Origin of the sequence: Streptomyces sp. NPDC047043 (genome assembly GCF_040644055.1) — a bacterium.
In the GTDB taxonomy this organism is placed as follows: Bacteria; Actinomycetota; Actinomycetes; order Streptomycetales; family Streptomycetaceae; genus Streptomyces.
This window is the reverse complement of the sequence record NZ_JBEYVO010000009.1, coordinates 272528-292521: the sequence shown is the minus strand read 5'-3', so window position 1 is coordinate 292521 and position 19994 is coordinate 272528. Positions and strand designations below refer to the sequence as shown.

Genomic DNA, 19994 nt, shown 5'->3' with positions numbered 1-19994 from the left:
CAGGCCGAGGCCGCGCCGATCTCTGCGGATCATCGCGCCCGCGTGTTCAGCGTCGAGGAGCTGCGCAGGGCCGTCGGCGGGGGCCTGATCGACACAGTGCTCCTTGCCGTGCCGGACCTACAGGGGCGTCTCAAGGGCAAACGGTACGGGGCACGGCACTTTCTCAACCGCGTGCTCGACGGCGGCGCGGAGATGTGCGCCTACATCCTGGCCACGGACCCCGACATGACCCCGGTCGACGGATTCGCCCTCACCTCCTGGGCGAGCGGCTACGAGGACCTGCGCGTCGAGCCGGATCCGTCGACGCTGAGGATTCTGCCCTGGATGCCGCGCACCGCCCTCATCCTCGGCCACGCCCTCGGCCCGGAAGGTGAGCCCATCGAGGTCGCTCCCCGACAGATCCTGCGCCACCAGCTGACACGCCTCGCCAGCCACGGTCTGCACGCCCAGGCCGGCCTGGAGACCGAATTCGTCCTCTACCGCGGCGCCTACACTCCGACCAGCAGAGTCGGCCTCAACGGGCTCGTGTCGGTAACCGTCGACAACCTGGACTACGCACTTGACCACCCCCCGGAGTACGACCGGTTCTTCCGGCGCCTGCAGGGCTCACTGTCCAAAGCTGGCATGCCCGTGGAGGCCATCAAGACGGAAGGCGCCCCCGGTCAGGTCGAGGTCACCTTCCCCTACGGACCGGCGCTATCTGCCTGCGACAACCACGTCGCTTTCAAGCACGCCGTGCGCACCCTGGCCAGCCGCTCCGCCATGACCGCTACGTTCATGGCCGCCCCCCAGACCGGTGTCGCCAGCGGACTCCACCTGCACATCTCCCTCACCCGCATTGGCAACCCCACGCTCGCCGACCCAGCTGGCCAGCTCTCCGAGACCGGCACGCAAGCGGTCGCCGGACTGCTCGCGGCCCTGCCCGGGCTCGCCCCGCTGTATGCGCCGAACACCAACTCCTACAAGCGATTCACGCCAGGCTCCTTCGCCCCCACCCGCATGACCTGGGGGCCGGACAACCGCACCTGCGCCGTACGGATCGCCGGCCACGGCGCGGGACTGCACCTGGAAGTCCGTCTCCCCGGTGCCGACGCGAACCCCTACCTCGCCCTCTCCGCCGCCACAGCCGCCATCGTCCATGGCATAGAGCAGCGGCTCACCCCGCCACCGCCCTGCACCACCAATGCGTACGAGACCGTGGACGTACCCCTCGTGCCGCTCACCCTCGACCAGGCCCGCTCCGCCTTCCGGCACAGCCCCGTCGCCCAGGAGGCGTTCGGCAAGGACGTCGTCGAGCACTACGCCCACCTCGCCCAACTCGAGCTCGACCATCACCGCGGCATCGTCACCGACGCAGAACAGGCCCGCTGGTTCACCCGCGCCTGATCCACGCTGCCAGTGACCAGGCCCGGACGAGGAAGCCCTCCATCGCCGGTGCTGGCCGCCCCGGTAGCCAGCCAAAACCCGGGCGGGTTGAAGAACGAAGAAGGAAGAGCATGTCTGCACACCCCAGTGCGGTTCCTGACCGGCTGCCCCCGGCACAGGACCGGGTCCTCCACAAGATCGCCAACGGTCTCGACATGGAGGCGACAGCCCTCGCCCTCAACATCACGCGCGGCACGGTGAGCGTCCAGGTGTCGTCCACGAGCCGTCGGCTCGGGGTGAGCGGCCGCGCTGCTCTCACCGTGCTGCGCGACTCGGCCTTCAGTGACGTCACCGAGACCGTCATCCCTGTGCGCCGAACGTGGAGCATCGAGTACGCCGCAGGCGATGTGCTCACCGAGGACAATGCGTTCACCGTGCTCACCGCCCTGCGGCATTCCTCCCTGGAAGGACGATGAGCGAGATGGACACGGACTGGAACGAGGAATTGGTGGCCGACGTGCTGGGCGACCAGTACGGGATCGCCGTCGAAACGGTCGAGATGGTGCCGATGGGCACCGACACCATTAACCGGCGCGTGCTGACGGCCGACGGCCGCCGGCTCTTCGTGAAGGAGTACGGGGCAACCGTGGACCTCACGGCAGTGCGAGCGGCCTGGGACATGGCGGAGTACTGCCGCGCGGCACAGCTTCCCGTGCCGAGGGTATGGCCCGACCAGGACGGCAGTTTCGTCGCGGTGGCCGAAGGAAGTGCCTGGGCGGTGGTCGATGAAGCTCCGGGTCGGGTGGCCACCTCGGCGATGACGGTAGCGCGAGCCGAACAGATCGGCATGGTCCTGGGACGTATGCACCGAGTCCTGGCCGCCTATCCGCTGCCCCAGCTACGGCAGCACACACGGTGGCGAACCGGTTCGGTCGAAGACGCCATGGTCAAAGCTGGCGCCGTGCTGGCGGCCGCCAAGCGGCAGCAGCACCCGGACGTGGTGCTTCTGAGCCGCGAACTCAACCAGCGATGCGATGACTTGCGCGCAAACGTGGACGGACTACGAGCGGGGCTTCCCGAGGAGTTCGTGGAGCAGGCTGTGCACGCCGACTTCACCCGCACGAACATGCTCGTCCTCGCCGATGTCGTCACCGGTGTCATCGACTTCCGCGGAGCGAGGGCATTTCCGGCCTGGGAGCTGGGACGGGCTGCCTTCGATCCCCGTACGGTCGCCACCAGCGACCAGTGGGCTGACTGCGCTCTGGTGATGATTCAGGCTTACCGATCTGAGAACCCCACTCTGCCGTTGGCCGACGTCGTGGCGTGCGTACGTGTTGCGCTGCTCTACATGCTGTTCAGCTTCTACGGCGCGGTCACATCCGAGTACGGCCTGCCTGCGGAAGCGGAAGCGGACCTGCAGCGGCACTGGCACGAGCGGCAGACCAGCATCCGCCGATTCCTGGACTGCTTTGCCGATCTCGAAGATGTGCTCCGCTCCTCCACTGAACGACCTGGAGGCCGACCGTGATCGATGCGTGGCACTGGCTCGTGACCGGCAGCTCTTGCCCCGGCCACCCGCAGGGTCTCCGGAACCGCGAAGCCCGCCAAGGGGTTGCACGAAAGGGTGCTGAAGGTGGCATGTTCCCGCGCTGAAGCGCGCGCTGGCTCAGTCTTGCGCCTGGCCCCAGTAGTCCGACAGCATCTCGGCTGGCCACTTCGGCTCCCGGACTTCGCCACGGGGACCCATTTCCGCGAAGTATGGCCCCAGGTCGTAGACGGGGGTGCCGTCGATAGCGTCGAGGTCGGTGACGTGCAGGTCCAGGCCGTCGACGTTGAGGAGGCGTGGGAAGGACTGCGCGAGCTGGTTCGGGCGACGATGGTTGCGGTGCACGAACGTGCCGGTGGCCGGCCACCGCGGGTTGTTACGAGGGCTGCGTGCATGCAGGGCGACATCGCTGGGAGACGCCTTGTGGAAGTGCCAGACGACCAGCAGGTGGGAGAACTCCCCAAGGCCACGTACCACCTCGAGTGGGAAGTCGCTGTTCAGTCGGATGATCGCGCTCCCGCTCCAGTGGTCGTCGGTGGCTTCGGTACGCCCCCCAACCACGATGCCGATGGGCTTGATCTCCAGCGACTGAGTCATGTGCTTTCCCCTTGATCCTCGTCGTGACGCCGTCAATCTACGGGGGCCAGACGGGCGTCAGCTCGTGCATCGAAGCTCGGCGATGGCCGGGAACTGACCGACACGCTGCCGTGGCCCTCACGTTGGTCATCACGCCGTAGGGCGACGGAACACGGTGGCCCCTCTGTCAGGAAACCTCAAAAGTCACAACCGCCACAGGTGTCGGCGATTCGGCCAACTTCGGTCGCCCTGACGGCCGTACGTCACCACGACCACGCGTTCGACGCCCCCAGATTCCAGGCCTGTGCGTCGTCCGAAATCGAGCACGTTCGATTCGCTCGCAGCCTCGTTGAGCCTGGCACCGCGACACCGCCCAGGTGCCGCAACAACCGCACAGGAGGGACGCAGTTGACCGCCACTGACACCCCGATCGAAGCCCCGCAGACGCCCCCTCCACCACCCCCAGCGACCATCTCGTTCGAGAGTAACTACGGGAAGAACCCGCTGGGAGAGGCCACCTTCACGGCCATGTGCGCCCGGCTGCCCAGCGTGTTGCGGCAGACCGCACAGATGGCCTGGGCCATCGACCGGCTTGCCGTCATCCTGCTCCTGGCGTGCCAAGTGCTCACCGGCCTCGCCGCCGCCGTAGTTCTGGCATCTACGGCAAGGGCCATGCAGCACCTCGTCGGCGACGAGCCCGTGTCCGAACGGCTGCACGCCGCCCTCCCCACCCTCCTGGTCATCACGGCAGCGGTCGCCGTTGGCCGAATCTCCAGCGCGCTGTCCTCCTACTGCGACGGCCGAATCAGCCCCGGCCTTATCACCGCAGCCGACACCGCCTTGGTCGAAGCAGTCTGCCGCGTGGAAGCCTCCGCCTACAGCGAAGACGGGTTCGCCAACCGGCAGGAAGCTGCTGAAGTCGGCGTCTCGCGCACCACGATGATGGTCAAGGACGCTCAGCGGTTCACCGCCGCCTTCGTCCGCATGATCGCCGCCAGCGGAGTCCTCGCGACGCTGCACCCCCTGATGCTGCCGCTGCTACTCCTGGCTGTCGTGCCCGCCGGCCTCGGGGCCGTGCTCTCTGCCCGAGTCGACTACGAGACGCACTACGCCAACGTCGGCGACCGCAACGTCCGAGGCATGATGCGCTGGTGGGCCACCACCTCCCGGCACGGGGACGAAGTCCGCGCCAACGGCATGACCGACTACATCGCGTACTGGTACCGCACTCTGTCCAAACGCATCGACCAGCGCACCCTTACTGCTGCTCCCTGCATGTTGCGCATCGTGCTGGCCACCTCGGCACTCGGCGGCATCTTCCTCCTGGCCACCTGGGCCACCCTCGCCTGGCTTGCCGCCACAGGACGCCTCGACCTGGCCATTGCAGCCACCGCTGTCGTCGCAGTCCAGACCTCCCTGGCCGCCTTGTCCCAGCTCGTCATCAACGGCGCCGCGCTGTTCCACACCTCCCTGTACCTCGCCGACATGCGCTCCTTCCTCGACCTCGCCGCCGAGCGTGCCCCCAAGCGCGGCAAGGTGAAAATCTCCGCACCGGTCGAAGAGATCCGGCTGGAGGAAGCGGTCTACTGCTATCCCGGGAAAGAACGGCCTGCCGTCGACCACGTCTCCCTCACCCTGCGCCGAGGCGAGATCCTGGCGATCGTCGGCGAGAACGGCTCCGGAAAGTCCACCCTCAGCCGACTGATCACCGGAATCCTCCTACCCGACAAAGGCCGCGTGACCTGGGACGGAGTCGACCTGGTCTCTGCTGACCCGAGCAGTGTGTGGGCGCACACCGGCCTGGTCCCGCAGATCTTCGCTCAGTGGCCCCTGCGCGCCCGGGAGAACGTAACGCTCGGACAGCCCCGCACCTTCAACGACTACCCCGTGTGGGAGGCCATCGACGCCGTCGGCATGCGCACCGCGATCGAAGAGCTGCCCAAGGAACTGGACACACTCCTCGCCCGAGAGTTCTTCGGTGGCTCCGAACTCTCCGGAGGGCAGTGGCAGAGGTTGGCCTGCTCCCGTGCGCTGTACCGACGCTCACCACTGTTGATCCTGGACGAGCCAACCTCGCAGATGGACCCGCGAGGCGAACACGACATTTTCGAGGAGATCAAGAGCATCGCCGCCGACCGCATCACGGTGGTGGTCACTCATCAACTCGAAAACACCAAGATCGCCGACCGGATCATCGTCATGCAAAACGGCCGGATCACCGAAGAGGGCCGATACGAGGAACTCGCCAACGGCGGCGGGCTCTTCGCAGAACTCCTCGCCCTGGCCAAGGACCGCTGATCACCCGACCAAGCCCATGCGCCTCGCCCTATCCAAGGAGTGAAGTGACCCACCAACCCGAAGGCGGCTGGACCCGCCATGGCCACCTGGAGCCCGTGCGTACCCAGGACTTCTGCATCAGACGGGACGACGTCACACGGCCCGACGGCAGCCGGACCGTGTTCGAGTACCAAGAGATCGGGCACGGCGCGGCCAGCGTCGCCCAGCGTGGAGACGGAAAGATCGCACTCGTCCGCGTCTGGCACTACCTGCACGGCGGCACCCTCAACCTCCCCGGCGGAACGATCGAGCCGGGAGAAGACCCACAGGAGGCGGCTCGACGCGAACTGGAGGAAGAGGCAGGCGTGATCGCGCAGCAGTTCACCCCTCTCACCGTGACACGCCTGCTGAACCGCTCGACCGTACGCCTTCACCTGTTCGCGGCGATGGATCTCACCCCGGGCGAACGGAAGCTCAGCAGCAACGAGAACAGCATGACTGTGGAGTGGTGGGACCTGCAAGACGCAGTGGCCGCCGCTACCGACGGCTCCATCACGCTGGCTGGCGGGGCACTCGGAGTCCTGCTGTTCGCAGAGCACACGCGTTCGGGACGTCTGGGGGAACTGGCGGGGGAGAGGTGATCCCGCTCATCGGTAGGCGGACGTCGCTCCTGTGGTGAACGCTCGTCGTAGCGGGCCTGCGCCGCGCCCCTGAACGAATTGTGTGAGGAGGCCGGCGCAGCCGCCCGCGAGTATGGCGGCGACGATGGCGCCTGCTGTGTTCTCGAGCGTGCTGATGATGACCGCGACGCCTACGGTGCAGGTGACGATGATCCCAAGTGGCCTGGTGGGCATGCGGTACCACCACGGCGTGCCTGCCCCCTTGGGAGCCTCCCTCTCAACGTGCCGGATCGCGTGAGCATCGTACTGACAGGGCTGTCCGACAGCTCTTCTAGCGTCGGTTGGATGGATCACGACAGCGACGAGACCTTGCACAGCGTGCGGATCAACGCTCGCGGCGCGAAGGCCGCGATCGAGATTGATGGGCAGCGCGTGGACCCGGGAGCCCTGAGCGGCTACACGGTCACCCACCGAGAGGGGGAGTCGCCACAGGTTGTCCTGTACTCGGGGGACTATGCCGAGTCGACCTTCGAGGGCCTTGCCCGTGTTTCCGTGGCAGACATGCCTGACCCTGGCCCGGCTGCCGCGGTCTTCCTGTCGGCGATCGATGCCGAGGAGCTGGAGCGGTCCGCGCTGGCCAGGCCCGACCTCGGCACCGGCCCGCACTCCCTGACGCAGGCGATGCTCATCCAGCTCGTGGAGTGGGCTCGTGGCCTTTGACGTGGAGGGTGCGCGTCGGGTTGTCGACCGCATCCTGGACGACAAGCTCGAAGTGTGGCGGGACGGCGCCGGCCGCGCGGACGATGTGCTGGACGAAGCCACCGGGCAACTCGTGTCCCCGACACCTGACGAGTGCTTGGTCTGGGACGGGCTCGGTGCGGTGATGCCCGTCGGCCGCCCGGCCATCACCCAACCCGTCGGCGGGGCCGTTGCCGTCGAGCCGCCGACCACCGACTACCAGGCCGTGCTACCCGTGGGCGTACCGGCGTTGAGGCGCGACGACGTGATCCGCGTTGCTGGTTCAGTGCGCCCCGGAGGCCCCCGCGACCCGATGCTGCTCGGGCGCCGGTTCCGCGTCTCCGACGAGGCGGTCGGCACCTACAGTGTGGTGCGCATCGTGCGGGTCCAGGTGATCGACTGATGGCCGCAGCGAACCCGCACCCCAACGCCCACCCGGATGCGACCGCGTTCCGGGACCCGATCGCGCTGGCCACCGCGCTGGCCCGGATGGGTCCGGCGGCCCGCGCCCGTACGCGGACGATCACCCGTCATCACGCCATGCTGCTGCGGGTCCGTATCCAGCGGAGCGCGAGCGGCAGGCCCGGCCCTAACGTGATCACGGGGCAGTACCGCGCCTCGTGGGACGTGCGGATGCGGACTGGCGGCGGCGAGGTCACCGCCGAGGTTTTCTCCGATGCGCCACAGGCCAGGCGGCTGGAGTACGGGTTCGTCGGCGTGGACTCGATCGGTAGGCACTACAGGCAGCCGCCGTTCCCGCACGTCGAGCCCGCGTTTCGGCAGACCGAACCGGCGTTCATCCAGGCCCTGGCGGACGGAGTGCTGCCGTGACCGCACGTTTGCCGGTAACCCGTGCGCTCGCCGCCCTGGTCGAGCACACCACCGGCCGCCCGTGCGGCATCGGTGAACTCCCGTGCGTGCAGGGGAAATCCGGCTGGGAACCCGCAGCCGCCCCGTACACCGTCCTCGACTCGCTGCCCGCCGAGTTCAGCGGACCGCCCCTGTGGGACTGGCACGCGGACGCGTCCTGGTCCTACCAGGTCACCTCGGTCGGAGAACGGGGCGACCAGGTCGAGTGGTTGGCCGACCGCGTCCGTGCCGGCGTCGTCGGCCGTACGGACGGCCATTGGACCCACGACCTTCTGATTCCCGAAGTGCGGGTCATCGACCGGGAGTTGACCTACGACGCCGGTGGGGAACCCTCAGTGTCCGCGGCAGGCGCTATCGTTTCCTACGTGCAGCGGGTCACGATCACTGTGACCCCGGCATGAAGAATTGCTTCTTCTGATCCTCACCGCGGAGGCCCGCGCGGACGCTAGGCCCCAGGCCAGGCGAACCCCCTTTGAACCTCAAGGGGCAGGGCCTCGGCACGGGACGCTGCCCCAGAAGTGGGAGCGGACCTGTGTCCACGAGCACGAAGAAGACCCAGACCCGATTTCTGCGGCGCGGCATTTCCAAGATCCTGTGGTCGAAGGATCTCAACGACCCGAAGTACCCCAGCCGCCGCGAGATCACCAACGCGTTCGGCCTGACCGATGCCGTCTCGGACATCGAGGGCTGGGCGCTGGAGAACGACCCGATCGAGACCCCCGACATGGGCTCGACCTTCAACAGCTCGATTCCGGGCAACGACAAGGCGGAGAACTCCAGCCTCACCTTCTACGAGGATCGGTTCTCCGACGACATCGAGCAGCAGCTCCCCAAGGGCGCCAAGGGCTACATCATTCTGCTCCGCAAGGGCGACCTCCCCGGTTCCCGCTCGGTCGACGTGTTTCCCGTCCAGGTCGCCACCCGCGCCGCGACCTACTCGACGGGCAACGAGGCCGCCAAGTTCAAGGTTGACTTCACGATCACCGACGAGCCGTCTCTTGACCGTCCGGTGCCGCAGGCGCACCCCCGGCCGCTGCCGGACGAGGACTGCGACGACGACCACGGTCACGGCCACCACGACGGCGACCACGTGGACGTGACCGTGGTCAGCACCACTAAGACCAAGACCGAGGCGACGGTCCGCGAGCACGACGCCGATGAGGGCTGATCATGTCGCGCCCTGCCCAGGCCAAGCGCCCGTCCCCCTCCGCCACGACGGCGGAGGGGGCGTGGTCGGCCAAGATGGAACGCCTCCGCCGCCGGGCGCGCCCGCAGAACCGGCTGCGTATCTGTGACGACGCCGAGCTGCGCCAGCGACACGACGACGCCGAGCAGGCCGCCCGCCGTACCCGGTTCGTCGCCGAAGCCAGCCCCGGTGACGAACTGGCCGAGCGCCAGGCCGCCGAGGCCGACACGGCACGCGAGCAGGCCCTCCAGGCGCTCGATGCCGCCTCGGAGTTCCTGATCTTCCGTGCGCTGCCGCGCCCGGTGCTGGAGGAGCTGATTGCCCAGCACCCGCCGACCGAACAGCAGGCGGAGGAGGGGGCGATCTTCAATGCCGACACTTTCCCCGCCGCGCTCGTCTCGGCGGCCTCCGTGGACGGCATGAGCCGCGAGGAGGCCGAGGAGCTGCTGAACGGCTGGTCGGCGCCGGACGCGAACGCGCTGTGGGACGCGGCCTGGCAGATCCAGCAGGAGAGCCGGGTCGAGCTGGGAAAAGGCTGAGCCGTGACGCCGGCCTGCGCGCGGAGCTGGAGCTGTGCGAGCGGTTCCAGATCCCGCACTCGCAGTTCCTCGGTGGCGACGGCCGCTGGTCCGATCTCGACCGGGCGAAGGCTCTGGCCTGGTCGGAGTGGCAGCGGGCGGTGTGCCCGGAGTGCAGCACCCGGCTGGAGGAGTGGGACCGCACCCGCGGTGGTGACCCCCACGCCTACGTCACCGACACCCTGCGCTGCCCCGGCTGCGAGCTGATCGAGCAGGAACGCGACCACGTCCCGCAGGACCGGTCCGGCTACGGCGTGAAGATCCAGCTCCTCCCGCGCGAGCAGTACGAACAGCGCCCCTGATCCACACCCGCACCACGTAAGGAGGCCGCCGCGGTGGCCGGGTTCACCCTCACGGTCGCGATGCGCGCCGAGGTCCGCGACCTGATCGCGGGAACCCGTGCTGCCTCCGCACAGATGCGGACCCTGGGGGACCGTACCGACGCCGCGAACCGATCCCTGGCCCGATTGGATGCCAACGGGGCTCGCCTCGCCTCGCAGTTCGCCGCGCTGAATCGTTCCGCCCGCGGTGCCGTCGGTGAGCTGAACCGGATCACCGTCCGCGCCGGGGCCGCCCGTGCGGCGCTGCGCTCGGCGGGGGACGACGGCGCACGGTCCATGTCCCGGCTCCAGCGGGCGACCGCCGGCGCCGGACGGCGCGGCATGTCCGCCACCAACATGCTCGCTGGTGGCGGCCTGCTGCTCGGCGCGGGCGAGATGATCCAGGAAGGCAACCGCTACCAGAAGCAGATGAATCTGTTCCGGGCGGTCACCTCGGCCACCGCCTCGCAGATGAAGCGCGCCTCGGTCGTGGCGCAGGAACTCGGCAACGACCTGTCGCTGCCCGGCTCGACGGCGGCTGACGCCGCCGAGGGCATGGTCGAGCTGAGCAAGGCCGGTTTCAGGGCCGACCAGTCCATCGACGCTGTCCGGGCCTCGCTCCAGCTCGCCTCGGCGGCCGACGTCAACGCCGCCACGTCGGCCAAGTACCTGGGCGACATCATGGACCAGTACGGTCTCGGCGCCGACCAGGCGGCACGCGCCTCGGACACCCTAGCTGCCACGGCCAACAACGCCTCGGGCTCGATCACCGACATCTACTACTCGATGCGGTACGCCGGGCCCGTCGCCAACGCCCTTGGCGTCTCGCTCCAGGACACCGCCGCCGCAGTCGGCATGCTCGGCAAGAGCGGCATCCTCGGGCATACCGCCGGAACGAGCCTGCGCGGGATCTTCGCGAACCTCGCAGCACCGACCCCCCAAATGCAGGGCGCCCTAAAGGACTTGGGCATCGATGCCTGGGACGCCGAGGGAAAATTCCGCGGGCTCCGGGTGGTCATCGATGGTCTCTCCAAGGCCGAACACAACCTGTCCCAGAAAGACTTCACCGCGGGAGTCACCAAGGCGTTCGGCAAGCCCGCGCTCAGCGGCGCCTCAGCACTCGCCCACCAGGGAACCGAGTCCTTCGACGCCCTGTCGGTGGCGGTGCGCCAGACCGGTGCCGCCGCGACCATCACCGCCTCGCGCGGCCAGAGCCTGACCGGCGCGATGACCCAACTGCGCACCCAGGCACGGCAGACCGGTCTCGCGCTGTACGAGGGCATGGCACCTGGCCTGGAGTGGGTGACGCGCCTGCTGACGCGCGGCATGGCGGGTGCGACACCGTACCTGACCACGGCGCTGGAGTACGGGCGCAACCTTGCCGTGCTGTACGGGCCCGAGCTGAAGGCCAAGACGAGTGCAGGGCTCGGCGGGCTCATCGATGAGGCCCAGGCGCTGATCGGTCCGCTGAAGGAGCTCGGCGAACACACGCTGGCCACCGGCCTGAACCTGCTGATCAACGCGGGCCACACGCTCGGCGACGTCCTCAGCAACGCTGCCGACGGCGCGGAGCCGATCCTGAAGGCCATCTCCGGAATCGGACAAGACGGCGGGGCCGCTGCCGGCACGCTCGACATCATCGCGACCGTCGCCAACCTGGCGATGGACGCGGTCTCCGGACTGTCCGCCGTGCTGGTCCCCATCGGCCATGTCGTCGGTGGTCTCGTCAGCGCCTTCGGCGCGCTGCCCGCCCCCATTCAGTCGGCGGCCCTGGCGATGCTGCTGTTCCGCCGTGCGCAGCCGGGCCTGACCAACCTTGCCAACACCGTCACCGGACCTGTGCGCAGCGGCTTCGCCAGCTTCAACCAGCAGATGCGGGTCCAGCAGAGCCTGGCGGCGAGCGCGGGCGTATCGCTGTCCCGGTACGGGGCGGCGTGGGCGGCGGTGCAGGCCCGCGTCGGCTTCCTCGGCAACATGACCGCCGCGTTCCGCAGCGCGAACGGCGCGGGCGTGACGTTCATGGGGACGATGAACGGAGTGTCCCGCGCCGCCGGTTCGGGCCTGCGCTCGGCCATGTCCGGCATCTCTGGAGCACTGGGCGGGCCCTTCGGTATCGCGATGGCCGGCGTCTCCGTCGGCCTGGGGCTCCTCGCGGCCCGCCAGCAGCGCGCGGCGCAGGCAGCCGCCGAGCACCAGTCCCGGATCTCCTCCCTGACTTCCGCGCTGCGTGAGTCGGGCGGCCAGATCAACGGCAACGTACGAGGCCAGGCAGCTCAGGTTCTGCTCGACACCAAGGTCAGCCAGGGCCAGCTGACCAAGGTGATGGAAGACGCGGGAGTGTCGGTGTCCTCCCTGACCGACGCCTACCTCGGCCAGGGCACGTCCCTGGACGCGCTGCAGAAGAAGCTCCAGGCCACAGCAGACGAGAACAAGGAGTACGTCGACAAGGCCGGCGGGAAGGTGAGCACCCTCGAATACACCGACGTCGGGCAGCAGTACAAGGACGCCGCCGACGCCCTGGGCAGCGTCAAGGGCGAGATGGCCGAGTCCATCAAGAACGCGAAGGAACTGGCCAAGGCCACCAAGGGCGCGGGCGACGGCACCTCGGCGTACGACCGCCTCAAGGGCGCTGTCGGCGGCCTCGCCGACGAGACCGCCGACGCCGACACCCGCACCCGTTCCCTCAAGAGCGCCCTCGACCTGCTGTCGGGCGGACAGATCTCTCTCCAGGCCGCGAAGGCCAAGGTGAACAGCGCCGTCCTCGACCTGAAGGAGGGCGGCAAGAACGTCAACCGAGACCAGGGCTACGGCGGCAAGCAGCTCGTCAACGACGACAAGACCCTCAACACGACCACGCGCAACGGCCAGCAGCTCTACACCCAGCTCACCTCTCTGTCCGACGCGGCGGCCGATGCTTCCGTCGCCACCTTCGACCTGGCCAAGCGAAACGGTGAGACCCTGCCCGCCGCGCTTTCCAAGGCCCGCGGGGAGATGAGCCGGGCAAGAGCAGAGGCGATCCGGGCCGCCCGCGGCTACGGACTGACCAAGGCCCAGGCCGAGGCCGTTGCCGACAGCCTCGGCCTGCTGCCCTCCAAGGTCAGCCTCCTGCTCCAGACCAAGGGCATGGACTCCACCCTGGCCAACCTGATCGCCGTGCAGGCCGAGTTCCACCGGCTCCCGAAGGCGAAGACGATCAAGGTCGACTCGCTCTCGGACGGGGCGCAGAAGAAGCTCCGCGAACTCGGGTTCACGGTAGAGACCGTGCCGGGAACCCGGCAGATCAAGATCACCGCGCCGACCGCGGGGGCGAAGAAGAACCTCGACACCCTGATCGACAAGCTCGGGCAGACCCCCAGCAGCAAGAACGTGAAGGTGTCCGCGCCGACCGCCGCGGCGATCAAGAGCCTGGAGGCCGTACAGGCGAAGATCCGCGCGACGCCCGGAGCGAAGTCCGTCATCGTGTCCGCGCCAACGGCCGAGGCCCGCAAGCAACTGGAGGCGCTGGGGTTCCGGATCGAGAAGGTCCCCGGCTCGAAGGATGTCAAGATCACGGTGCCCACCAGCGGCCCGCGCAAGGCGGCCGACTCCATCCAGCAGCGCATCGACGCACTGCGCGGCAAGCAGGTCACGGTCACCACCCGGCACGTCTCGATCTTCGACGACCTCACCGAGCAGAACACCAACATTGCGGACGCCATCCGGCGCCAGGCCGACGCTCAGGCGCGCGCCGCCAAGAAGCACGCCGATGGCGCGGTGGTGGACTACTTCGCGGACGGCGGCGTCACCGGCGGTCCGCGCCGTGAGCGGCACGTTGCGCAGATCGCACCGGCCGGGAGCTACCGCATGTGGGGTGAGAGCGAGACCGGCGGGGAGGCATATGTGCCTCTAGCCGCGTCCAAGCGCGGCCGGAGCAAGGCGATCGTGGAGGAAGTGGTCGGCCGGTTCGGCGGCCAGGTCGAGTGGTTCGCCGACGGCGGCGTCCGAGGAGCCCGAGGCCGCGACTACACGCCGTTGCTCGCCAGCTCCTTCAAGCAGGCCCGAAGCGTCGCGGCCATAGCGGGCGTCGTGCGCTCCTTCGACCTGCGCACCGGTAGCGACCACGCCCGCACCCGAGTCGTCGACGCCCGGGCCGGCGGCCGGGTCCAAGTCGTGGTGGTGCGTGAGCAGCAGCCGCTGATCGGCTCGATGCCGGTCACCGTCACCGACAGCGCCGCCACCCCCGAGCAGATCGGCTCCGAGATGATGCGCACCCTGCGCAACGCGCAGCGGGGCGGGAGAGTGTGATGACCACAGCACCGAACAAGAACCCCGAACTGGCCCCGTGGCAGTACGAGATCGGCGGCGTCGTCCTCGGCACCGGCAGCCTCGTCCCGATCGGGAACATCGAAGGGCTCGGCTCCCCGGCCACCCGGCCGCAGGACGCCGACAACGCCAACGGCGACGGCACCGCGCCCGGCCGCGACTTCTACGGACCGCGCCCCTTGCGTTTCGAGGCGGGCATCAAGACACCCGGCGACCCGGTGAAGGCGGCCGAGACCCTCGCCCGGCTGGAGCGCGCCCTGGACACCCCGGACGCACGCACCAACCCGGACGGGCGCCACATCCTGCGCGGTCGGTGGCCCGGTCACAGAACACGCCGCATGTACGGGCGACTTCGCCGCATGGAGGCCACCAGCACCGCTACCGCCGTGCACGGATGGATACCCCTGGACATCGAATTCGTCGGCCTGGACAGCCCGCGCTGGTATGAGGACGAGCTGTCGAAGCTGACGCTCGGCCTCGACCAGGCCGCCCACGCGACCAGCGCCGACCGCACCGTTGACGAGGCGGTGGGCCGCGCCAGCGGCTGCCGCCCCTTCGCGCCGGAGCGTCGCCCGGCCGACGACAGGCCCGGCTGGGTCACCAACCACGGGGACGTGCCGACCTACCCGAGCCTGCGTGTGCACGGACCGGTCACCGCCCCGCGGATCTGGAACACCGCCACCCGCCGCGTCCTCGAACTCGATCTGTCGCTGCGCGAGGGCGAGTGGGTGGAGCTGGAGACCCGGCCCAACACCTGCTGGGCCCTGCGCAACGGCACCGTCAACGTCGCCAACGACCTGAGCCCCGCGAGCCGTCTCGACCTGTTCACGCTTCCGCCCGGTCGGTCCGAAATCGCCTGGACCGCGACCGACCCGTCCGGCACCGCGCGCCTCGAGGTGGCGTGGCGGTCCGCGTACACCTCCCTGTGAACGGAGCACTCGTGACGCTGCAACCCCCCATGATGGTGCGCGGGGCCGACCACTCAGCCCGTGCGATGCGCCTGATGATCCGCGACCTCGCCCGCGGCCGGCAGGGCGTCGCCGAAGGCGAGGACCTGAAGGTCCGGCCGCTGGAGACCCCCGGCCCCGGTATCCGCGTCGGTGACGGCTCGGCCCTCATCCACGGCGCCCGGCCGTGGCAGGGGGCCTATACCCAGAGCAACATCGGTGACGCCAGGGTCGATGTCGAGCCCACCGGTCCGTTCGCACGGACCGACCTGATCGTCCTGAGGATCGAGGACCCCGAGTGGGAAGGAGAACGCGACCCCCACACGCAGGAGATCGGCTACTTCCACGTCGTCAAGGGCGTGGTCCATGACGCTACCGCCGTGCCCGCGGACATGACCGGCCTCGTTCTTGCCCGCATCGCTCTGCCGCGCAACACCGCGGCGATCACCGCGGGGATGATCACCGACCTGCGACAGCTCGCGAATCCGCGCACCGAGCGCATCCTGCGCACCGTGCACCCGACGAAGACGGAGGAGGTGCCGGGCAAGCACGGCCAGTGGGCGGCATGGCCGCAAGAAGCCGCCTGGGATCTCGACGTCCCGGCCTGGGCGACGACGGCCACCGTCGTCGTCACGCTGTCCGGCCTGCGCTCGGAGGCGGGCTCGGTGTACGCCGAGCTGCGCACCCGCCTCGGGGAGCGCGCCGCAGCGCCGACCGTCGTGGACGACGACGGGACCACCACCCGCCGCTCCGGCGCGACCCTGGCCGACACCCTCGCCGTGCCGCCCGCCTACCGGGGCACCCGCCAGCGCCTGGCCGTCGAGATCAACCAGAACGACAAGTACGGGGACGGCAAGTTGACCGTGGCCAGGGGCACCACGGCCGTGCTCGACATCGCTTTCACGGAAGGGCCTGCGTGACTGACGATGGCCAATTACCGCTACATCGTCGCGCGGGCCGCGACGGGTGACGTCCTGCACTGGAACCTGCCGCTGAGCGAAGTCGAGTACGGCCCGGAGATATCCGGCCCCGGCTCGCTGAAGGCGACCTTGTCGACCGCGCTCCGCCGCTCGCTGAGCGACACGCTCGACGCCGGCGACACGGTGCTCCTGGTGGAGCGCAACGCCCGCCTCGACTGGGGCGGGGTCCTTTGGCGTGCCGAACCGGAGGGCAACGCCCTGCCCGTTGAAGCGTCCGGCTTCACCAGCTACCTCCATCGCCGATTCGACCTGCACGGCAACCTCGATGGCCGCGGCCCGTACATCGAGGCCGACCCCTGCCAGGTGATCCGCGACCTGTGGGCCTACGCCCAGTCCCAGCCGGACGGCGACCTCGGCGTGAGCGTGGACGACACGAAGTCGAAGGCGAAGACCGGCACCGCCAAGGACCCGTACACCACCTCCAAGACCGACCCGCGCAACCTCGGCGAGATGGTGGACGAGATGGCGGAGATCGATGACGGCCTGGAATGGTCGGAGTCGGTTACCTGGCGCGGGCGCCGGGCCGAGCGGCGCATCCTCCTCGGCGCACCTCGCCTGGGGCGGCGCCGGGAGGACCTGACGTTCACCACCGGCGCGAACGTCGTCGGCACGCCGCACGTCATCAAGGACGCCGACTCCTACGCCCAGTGGGTCATCGGCCTCGGCGCGGGCGAGGGCAAGAAGCGCAAGGTCGTCGTGGACGGCGTCCGCAACGGCCGCCTTCGACTGGAACACCGGCTGGAGACCAGCGAGAAGGACGAGGCGAAGCTGAAGCAGCGGGTGCGCCGCGAGCGGCTGGCTCGTCAAGTGCTTCCCTCGCTGACCGAGCTGGAGATCACCGACCACCCCGCGGCTCCCATCCACGCACTACAGGTCGGGGACGACATGCGGGTCCGCTTGTTCGAGCCCCATACCGAGTTCGACGGCTGGTGCCGGATCGTGGGGTGGACGGTGCGGCCCGGCGAAGGCGAGACCGCGGAGCGCGTGACGCTGAAGCTGGAGCGTACGAACAAGCCCGAGGACGAGGCGGGAGAGGGAGAGGAGCAGTAGATGCCGGACACGATCGCCACCCTCGGCCGCCGACTGGCCAAACTGGAGCGGAGGGTCACCACGCTGGAGCGCGCCCGCCGCGCGCCGTACCCGGAGTGGCGGGACCTCCCGCTCACCGGAGACACCGCCGTCCCGGACGAGGACCAGCCACCGCAGTTCCGCGCCAACCCGTGGAACACAACGGAGTTCTGCGGCCGGATCGGCCTGACCGCCGGCCAGGCAACGGACGGGCAACTCGTCGCGCTGCTGCCGGAGGGGTACTGGCCGGAAGTGCCGCGCACGGTCGACGTCGCCTCCGACGCTGCGCGCCGCGCCCTCCAGCTCGACGTCGACCCCAAGGGCCTGGTGCGGCTGCGTGTCCAGGGCGGCGGCAGCGTCCGAGCGACTTGGGTCAGCCTCGACGGCACGACGTTCCGCACCGACCACGACGACTCCTGACCGGCGGTGCTGCGGCCCCAGCCGGAGCACCGCCGGTAGCATGACGCGCGGGTGACCCTCCACCCGCTTCCCACTCCCGAGGGACCGGACCGCCGCGGCGGCCACGGCCGACTGCCATCCGGCGCAGGGGAGATGGACGAAGCGCGTGGCTACACCGCTGAGTGCGGACAGGTTCCTGTCCGTACTGAAGGGCGCCGGGCTCGCCGTGGTCGAGCACGGGAAGTGGCGCACCCACAACCGCGACACGCACGGCAACTGGGGTCCCGCGAACGGGATCATGATCCACCACACGGGGCCGTACAGCTCCGAGAAGGACATGGTGGAGCTGTGCCGAACCGGCTATGAGGACTTGCCGGGACCGCTGTGTCACGGCGTGATTGACCGCTCCGGCACTGTCCACCTGGTCGGCTACGGACGGTGCAACCACGCCGGGATGGGTGACACCGACGTTCTGCTCGCCGTCATCGCGGAGAAGACGACTCTTCCGCGCGACAACGAGGCGGATACCGACGGCAACCGGCACTTCTACGGTTTCGAGTGCATCAACACCGGCAGCCAGCCGTGGCCGACGGCCCAGTTCGATGCGATGGCGCGGGCGGCGGCGGCCATCTGCCGCGCGCACGGCTGGAACGAGCACTCCGTCATCGGTCACAAGGAGTGGCAGCCGGGCAAGCCTGACCCCGGTGGCATCGACATGGACGACTTCCGCGCTCGCGTCGCTCGGCACCTCAAGAACGACGGCAAGCCGAAGCCTGACCCCAAGCCCAAGCCCAAGCCGAAGCCGAAGCCGGGCCCGAAGCCCAAGCCGAGGCCGACGCCGAAGTATGCGGCCTACCCGGGTGCCCAGTTCTTCCGAGAGGGGCGTTCCTCCCCGGTGATCGCCGCTATGGCGAAGCGGCTGGTCGCGGAAGGGTGCGACTCCTACGACACCCCGCCCGGCCCGGTGTGGAACGAGGCGCACCGCCGCTCCTACGCGGCCTACCAGATCAAGCGGGGCCACCACGGTGCCGACGCCGACGGGATTCCCGGCCCGCAGACCTGGGCGGATCTCCACGTTCCGCATCAGGCCAGTGGCGACCCGGCCCCTACGACCCCGAACCAGGAGCACGACCCGATGCCGCAGGCCCTTGCCGATGTCGCTGAGCGCACCATCGCCACTTACCTTCAGTCGCTACTGGGCCTGATGGCGGCCTCCAGTACGACGGACATGGTGTCGTTGTCGGCGTGGCAAGCCGCCGCGGTCTCCGCGATGCCCGCTGCGCTCAGTGCGCTGAAGTCCACGCTCGGCACCATGCTCGGCAGGTCCGGCACGGCGTCGTGGCTGCCGATGAAGCGTGACCCCGCTACCCCCAAGCACTGACCGGCCAATGAGAGGAGAGTGGGAGACGGTGCCGGAGGGACAGGTCGCGCTCGCGCTGGCCGAGCTGCGCCAGACTCTGGAGGTCGGGTTCGCCCGCATCGACGGCCAGCTGGCCCTGCTCGTGCAGCGCAGCGACCAGACGGACAAGGCTCTGGAGGAGCTGGAGCAACGAGTGGCCGCGCTGGAGAGGACACGGTGGCCGCTGCCGACCGTCGCGGTGCTGGCCAGCATCACCGCCGTAGTGCTCACCGTGGTCAGCCTCGTGCGGGCGTGAGACGCCCCTTGGTGGGCCAGGAGGTGCTGTCCGACAGCGCGCTTAGCGTGAGGGCGCATTGTTCCTGCGGCCATGGGGGTCACGATGGATACGACACACCTGCTCGTCACCGACTTGGAGGTGGACACCGCGCTCGCGGACCAAGGGGTCCCGCCGGCGATCCGCGCGGTGTGGCAGTTGATCTGGGAGTCGGAGGTCGGGCTGGATGAGGTCCTGGCGTTCGATGTGCCGGATGCGGAGTTGGATGACCGGCTCGTCGTCATTCGGCACGCGAAGGAGGGCGGTGTCCTCGAGGCGGGGGTCACCGTCTCTGCGGCCAACGTGCTCCGTGAGCTGATTGGGGCGCGTACCGAGGGGCCGCTGTTCACCGTGGACGGGCGGCGGTTGACCAAGGCCGCGGCGGCGGCAGCTTTCCGGAAGGCGAGCGGCGGGCGCACGATCCACGCTCTTCGGTTCACGCGGCAGATGAAGGCGAGGCGTCCCGCCCGGCTCAGCGCCGGAGCAGGGCAGCCGGAGGAGAAGTCCGCGTGAGGCGCGCGGAAATGCACACGGCCCCCGCCGAGGCGG

General features: G+C 69.2%; 21 protein-coding genes. 20 read left to right on the top strand and 1 reads right to left on the bottom strand.

Annotated features, from left to right (window positions below):
* The first annotated feature begins 42 nt into the window (after nucleotides 1-42).
* From ABZ880_RS16765 to ABZ880_RS16755, 3 genes are all read left to right on the top strand, one after another.
* Nucleotides 43-1386, top strand: coding sequence for a glutamine synthetase family protein (locus ABZ880_RS16765; protein WP_361262613.1), 1344 nt, complete (start codon nucleotides 43-45; stop codon nucleotides 1384-1386).
* A gap of 110 nt (nucleotides 1387-1496) precedes the next feature.
* Nucleotides 1497-1841, top strand: coding sequence for a LuxR C-terminal-related transcriptional regulator (locus ABZ880_RS16760; protein ID WP_361262610.1), 345 nt, complete (start codon nucleotides 1497-1499; stop codon nucleotides 1839-1841).
* Entirely contained in the window at nucleotides 1838-2893 is a 1056-nt protein-coding gene (locus ABZ880_RS16755) for a phosphotransferase (RefSeq protein ID WP_361262607.1), read from the top strand. The genes ABZ880_RS16760 and ABZ880_RS16755 overlap by 4 nt, the downstream gene beginning before the upstream one ends.
* 138 nt (nucleotides 2894-3031) lie before the next feature.
* Here the strand turns inward: ABZ880_RS16755 and ABZ880_RS16750 are convergent, their stop codons facing one another.
* Nucleotides 3032-3508: an SAM-dependent methyltransferase gene (locus tag ABZ880_RS16750; RefSeq protein ID WP_361262604.1), complete on the bottom strand. Its 477-nt coding sequence runs from the start codon at nucleotides 3506-3508 to the stop codon at nucleotides 3032-3034.
* A gap of 387 nt (nucleotides 3509-3895) precedes the next feature.
* Between ABZ880_RS16750 and ABZ880_RS16745 the strand changes: the two genes are divergently transcribed.
* The 17 genes from ABZ880_RS16745 (at nucleotide 3896) to ABZ880_RS16665 (ending at nucleotide 19958) form a co-directional block, all read left to right on the top strand.
* On the top strand, nucleotides 3896-5785 hold the full coding sequence (locus ABZ880_RS16745; RefSeq protein ID WP_361262601.1) for an ABC transporter ATP-binding protein: 1890 nt from the start codon (nucleotides 3896-3898) through the stop codon (nucleotides 5783-5785).
* A gap of 44 nt (nucleotides 5786-5829) precedes the next feature.
* Nucleotides 5830-6405, top strand: a complete 576-nt coding sequence (locus ABZ880_RS16740) for an NUDIX domain-containing protein (RefSeq protein ID WP_361262599.1) — start codon at nucleotides 5830-5832, stop codon at nucleotides 6403-6405.
* A 324-nt stretch (nucleotides 6406-6729) separates the two neighbouring features.
* A complete protein-coding gene (locus ABZ880_RS16735) occupies nucleotides 6730-7104 on the top strand; it encodes a hypothetical protein (protein WP_361262596.1) in 375 nt (124 codons plus the stop codon).
* Complete coding sequence (locus ABZ880_RS16730) at nucleotides 7094-7525, top strand: DUF6093 family protein (protein WP_361262593.1); 432 nt, start codon at nucleotides 7094-7096, stop codon at nucleotides 7523-7525. Before ABZ880_RS16735 ends, ABZ880_RS16730 begins: the two co-directional genes overlap by 11 nt.
* The gene (locus tag ABZ880_RS16725; RefSeq protein WP_361262590.1) at nucleotides 7525-7953 is read left to right on the top strand and encodes an HK97 gp10 family phage protein; all 429 of its coding nucleotides are present in this window, start codon (nucleotides 7525-7527) and stop codon (nucleotides 7951-7953) included. The genes ABZ880_RS16730 and ABZ880_RS16725 overlap by 1 nt, the downstream gene beginning before the upstream one ends.
* Complete coding sequence (locus ABZ880_RS16720; protein ID WP_361262587.1) at nucleotides 7950-8393, top strand: hypothetical protein; 444 nt, start codon at nucleotides 7950-7952, stop codon at nucleotides 8391-8393. Before ABZ880_RS16725 ends, ABZ880_RS16720 begins: the two co-directional genes overlap by 4 nt.
* Before the next feature lie 131 nt (nucleotides 8394-8524).
* Nucleotides 8525-9160, top strand: coding sequence for a hypothetical protein (locus tag ABZ880_RS16715; RefSeq protein WP_361262584.1), 636 nt, complete (start codon nucleotides 8525-8527; stop codon nucleotides 9158-9160).
* 2 nt (nucleotides 9161-9162) lie between these two features.
* On the top strand, nucleotides 9163-9717 hold the full coding sequence (locus tag ABZ880_RS16710; protein WP_361262581.1) for a hypothetical protein: 555 nt from the start codon (nucleotides 9163-9165) through the stop codon (nucleotides 9715-9717).
* Nucleotides 9660-10058, top strand: coding sequence for a hypothetical protein (locus ABZ880_RS16705; protein WP_360822697.1), 399 nt, complete (start codon nucleotides 9660-9662; stop codon nucleotides 10056-10058). The genes ABZ880_RS16710 and ABZ880_RS16705 overlap by 58 nt, the downstream gene beginning before the upstream one ends.
* Before the next feature lie 33 nt (nucleotides 10059-10091).
* Nucleotides 10092-14360, top strand: a complete 4269-nt coding sequence (locus ABZ880_RS16700; RefSeq protein ID WP_361262579.1) for a phage tail tape measure protein — start codon at nucleotides 10092-10094, stop codon at nucleotides 14358-14360.
* Entirely contained in the window at nucleotides 14360-15307 is a 948-nt protein-coding gene (locus tag ABZ880_RS16695; protein ID WP_361262576.1) for a hypothetical protein, read from the top strand. The genes ABZ880_RS16700 and ABZ880_RS16695 overlap by 1 nt, the downstream gene beginning before the upstream one ends.
* Before the next feature lie 11 nt (nucleotides 15308-15318).
* Nucleotides 15319-16245 carry a hypothetical protein gene (locus tag ABZ880_RS16690; protein ID WP_361262573.1) on the top strand — a complete coding sequence of 309 codons (927 nt, stop codon included), beginning with the start codon at nucleotides 15319-15321 and terminating at the stop codon, nucleotides 16243-16245.
* A 6-nt stretch (nucleotides 16246-16251) separates the two neighbouring features.
* The gene (locus tag ABZ880_RS16685) at nucleotides 16252-17355 is read left to right on the top strand and encodes a hypothetical protein (RefSeq protein ID WP_361262570.1); all 1104 of its coding nucleotides are present in this window, start codon (nucleotides 16252-16254) and stop codon (nucleotides 17353-17355) included.
* The gene (locus ABZ880_RS16680; RefSeq protein ID WP_361262568.1) at nucleotides 17356-17793 is read left to right on the top strand and encodes a hypothetical protein; all 438 of its coding nucleotides are present in this window, start codon (nucleotides 17356-17358) and stop codon (nucleotides 17791-17793) included.
* 145 nt (nucleotides 17794-17938) lie between these two features.
* A complete protein-coding gene (locus ABZ880_RS16675; RefSeq protein WP_361262565.1) occupies nucleotides 17939-19153 on the top strand; it encodes a peptidoglycan-binding protein in 1215 nt (404 codons plus the stop codon).
* A gap of 28 nt (nucleotides 19154-19181) precedes the next feature.
* Nucleotides 19182-19427 carry a hypothetical protein gene (locus ABZ880_RS16670; protein ID WP_361262562.1) on the top strand — a complete coding sequence of 82 codons (246 nt, stop codon included), beginning with the start codon at nucleotides 19182-19184 and terminating at the stop codon, nucleotides 19425-19427.
* A gap of 84 nt (nucleotides 19428-19511) precedes the next feature.
* Entirely contained in the window at nucleotides 19512-19958 is a 447-nt protein-coding gene (locus ABZ880_RS16665) for a hypothetical protein (RefSeq protein ID WP_361262559.1), read from the top strand.
* Nucleotides 19959-19994: the final 36 nt, after the last annotated feature.

Bases quoted from the DNA above. Each gene is read 5' to 3' on its own strand.
- ABZ880_RS16755 (WP_361262607.1), top strand. From the start codon at position 1,838: ATGAGCGAGATGGACACGGACTGGAACGAGGAATTGGTGGCCGACGTG.
- ABZ880_RS16695 (WP_361262576.1), top strand. From the start codon at position 14,360: ATGACCACAGCACCGAACAAGAACCCCGAACTGGCCCCGTGGCAGTAC.
- ABZ880_RS16760 (WP_361262610.1), top strand. From the start codon at position 1,497: ATGTCTGCACACCCCAGTGCGGTTCCTGACCGGCTGCCCCCGGCACAG.
- ABZ880_RS16725 (WP_361262590.1), top strand. From the start codon at position 7,525: ATGGCCGCAGCGAACCCGCACCCCAACGCCCACCCGGATGCGACCGCG.
- ABZ880_RS16665 (WP_361262559.1), top strand. From the start codon at position 19,512: ATGGATACGACACACCTGCTCGTCACCGACTTGGAGGTGGACACCGCG.
- ABZ880_RS16680 (WP_361262568.1), top strand. From the start codon at position 17,356: ATGCCGGACACGATCGCCACCCTCGGCCGCCGACTGGCCAAACTGGAG.
- ABZ880_RS16685 (WP_361262570.1), top strand. From the start codon at position 16,252: ATGGCCAATTACCGCTACATCGTCGCGCGGGCCGCGACGGGTGACGTC.
- ABZ880_RS16750 (WP_361262604.1), bottom strand. From the start codon at position 3,508: ATGACTCAGTCGCTGGAGATCAAGCCCATCGGCATCGTGGTTGGGGGG.
- ABZ880_RS16735 (WP_361262596.1), top strand. From the start codon at position 6,730: ATGGATCACGACAGCGACGAGACCTTGCACAGCGTGCGGATCAACGCT.
- ABZ880_RS16710 (WP_361262581.1), top strand. From the start codon at position 9,163: ATGTCGCGCCCTGCCCAGGCCAAGCGCCCGTCCCCCTCCGCCACGACG.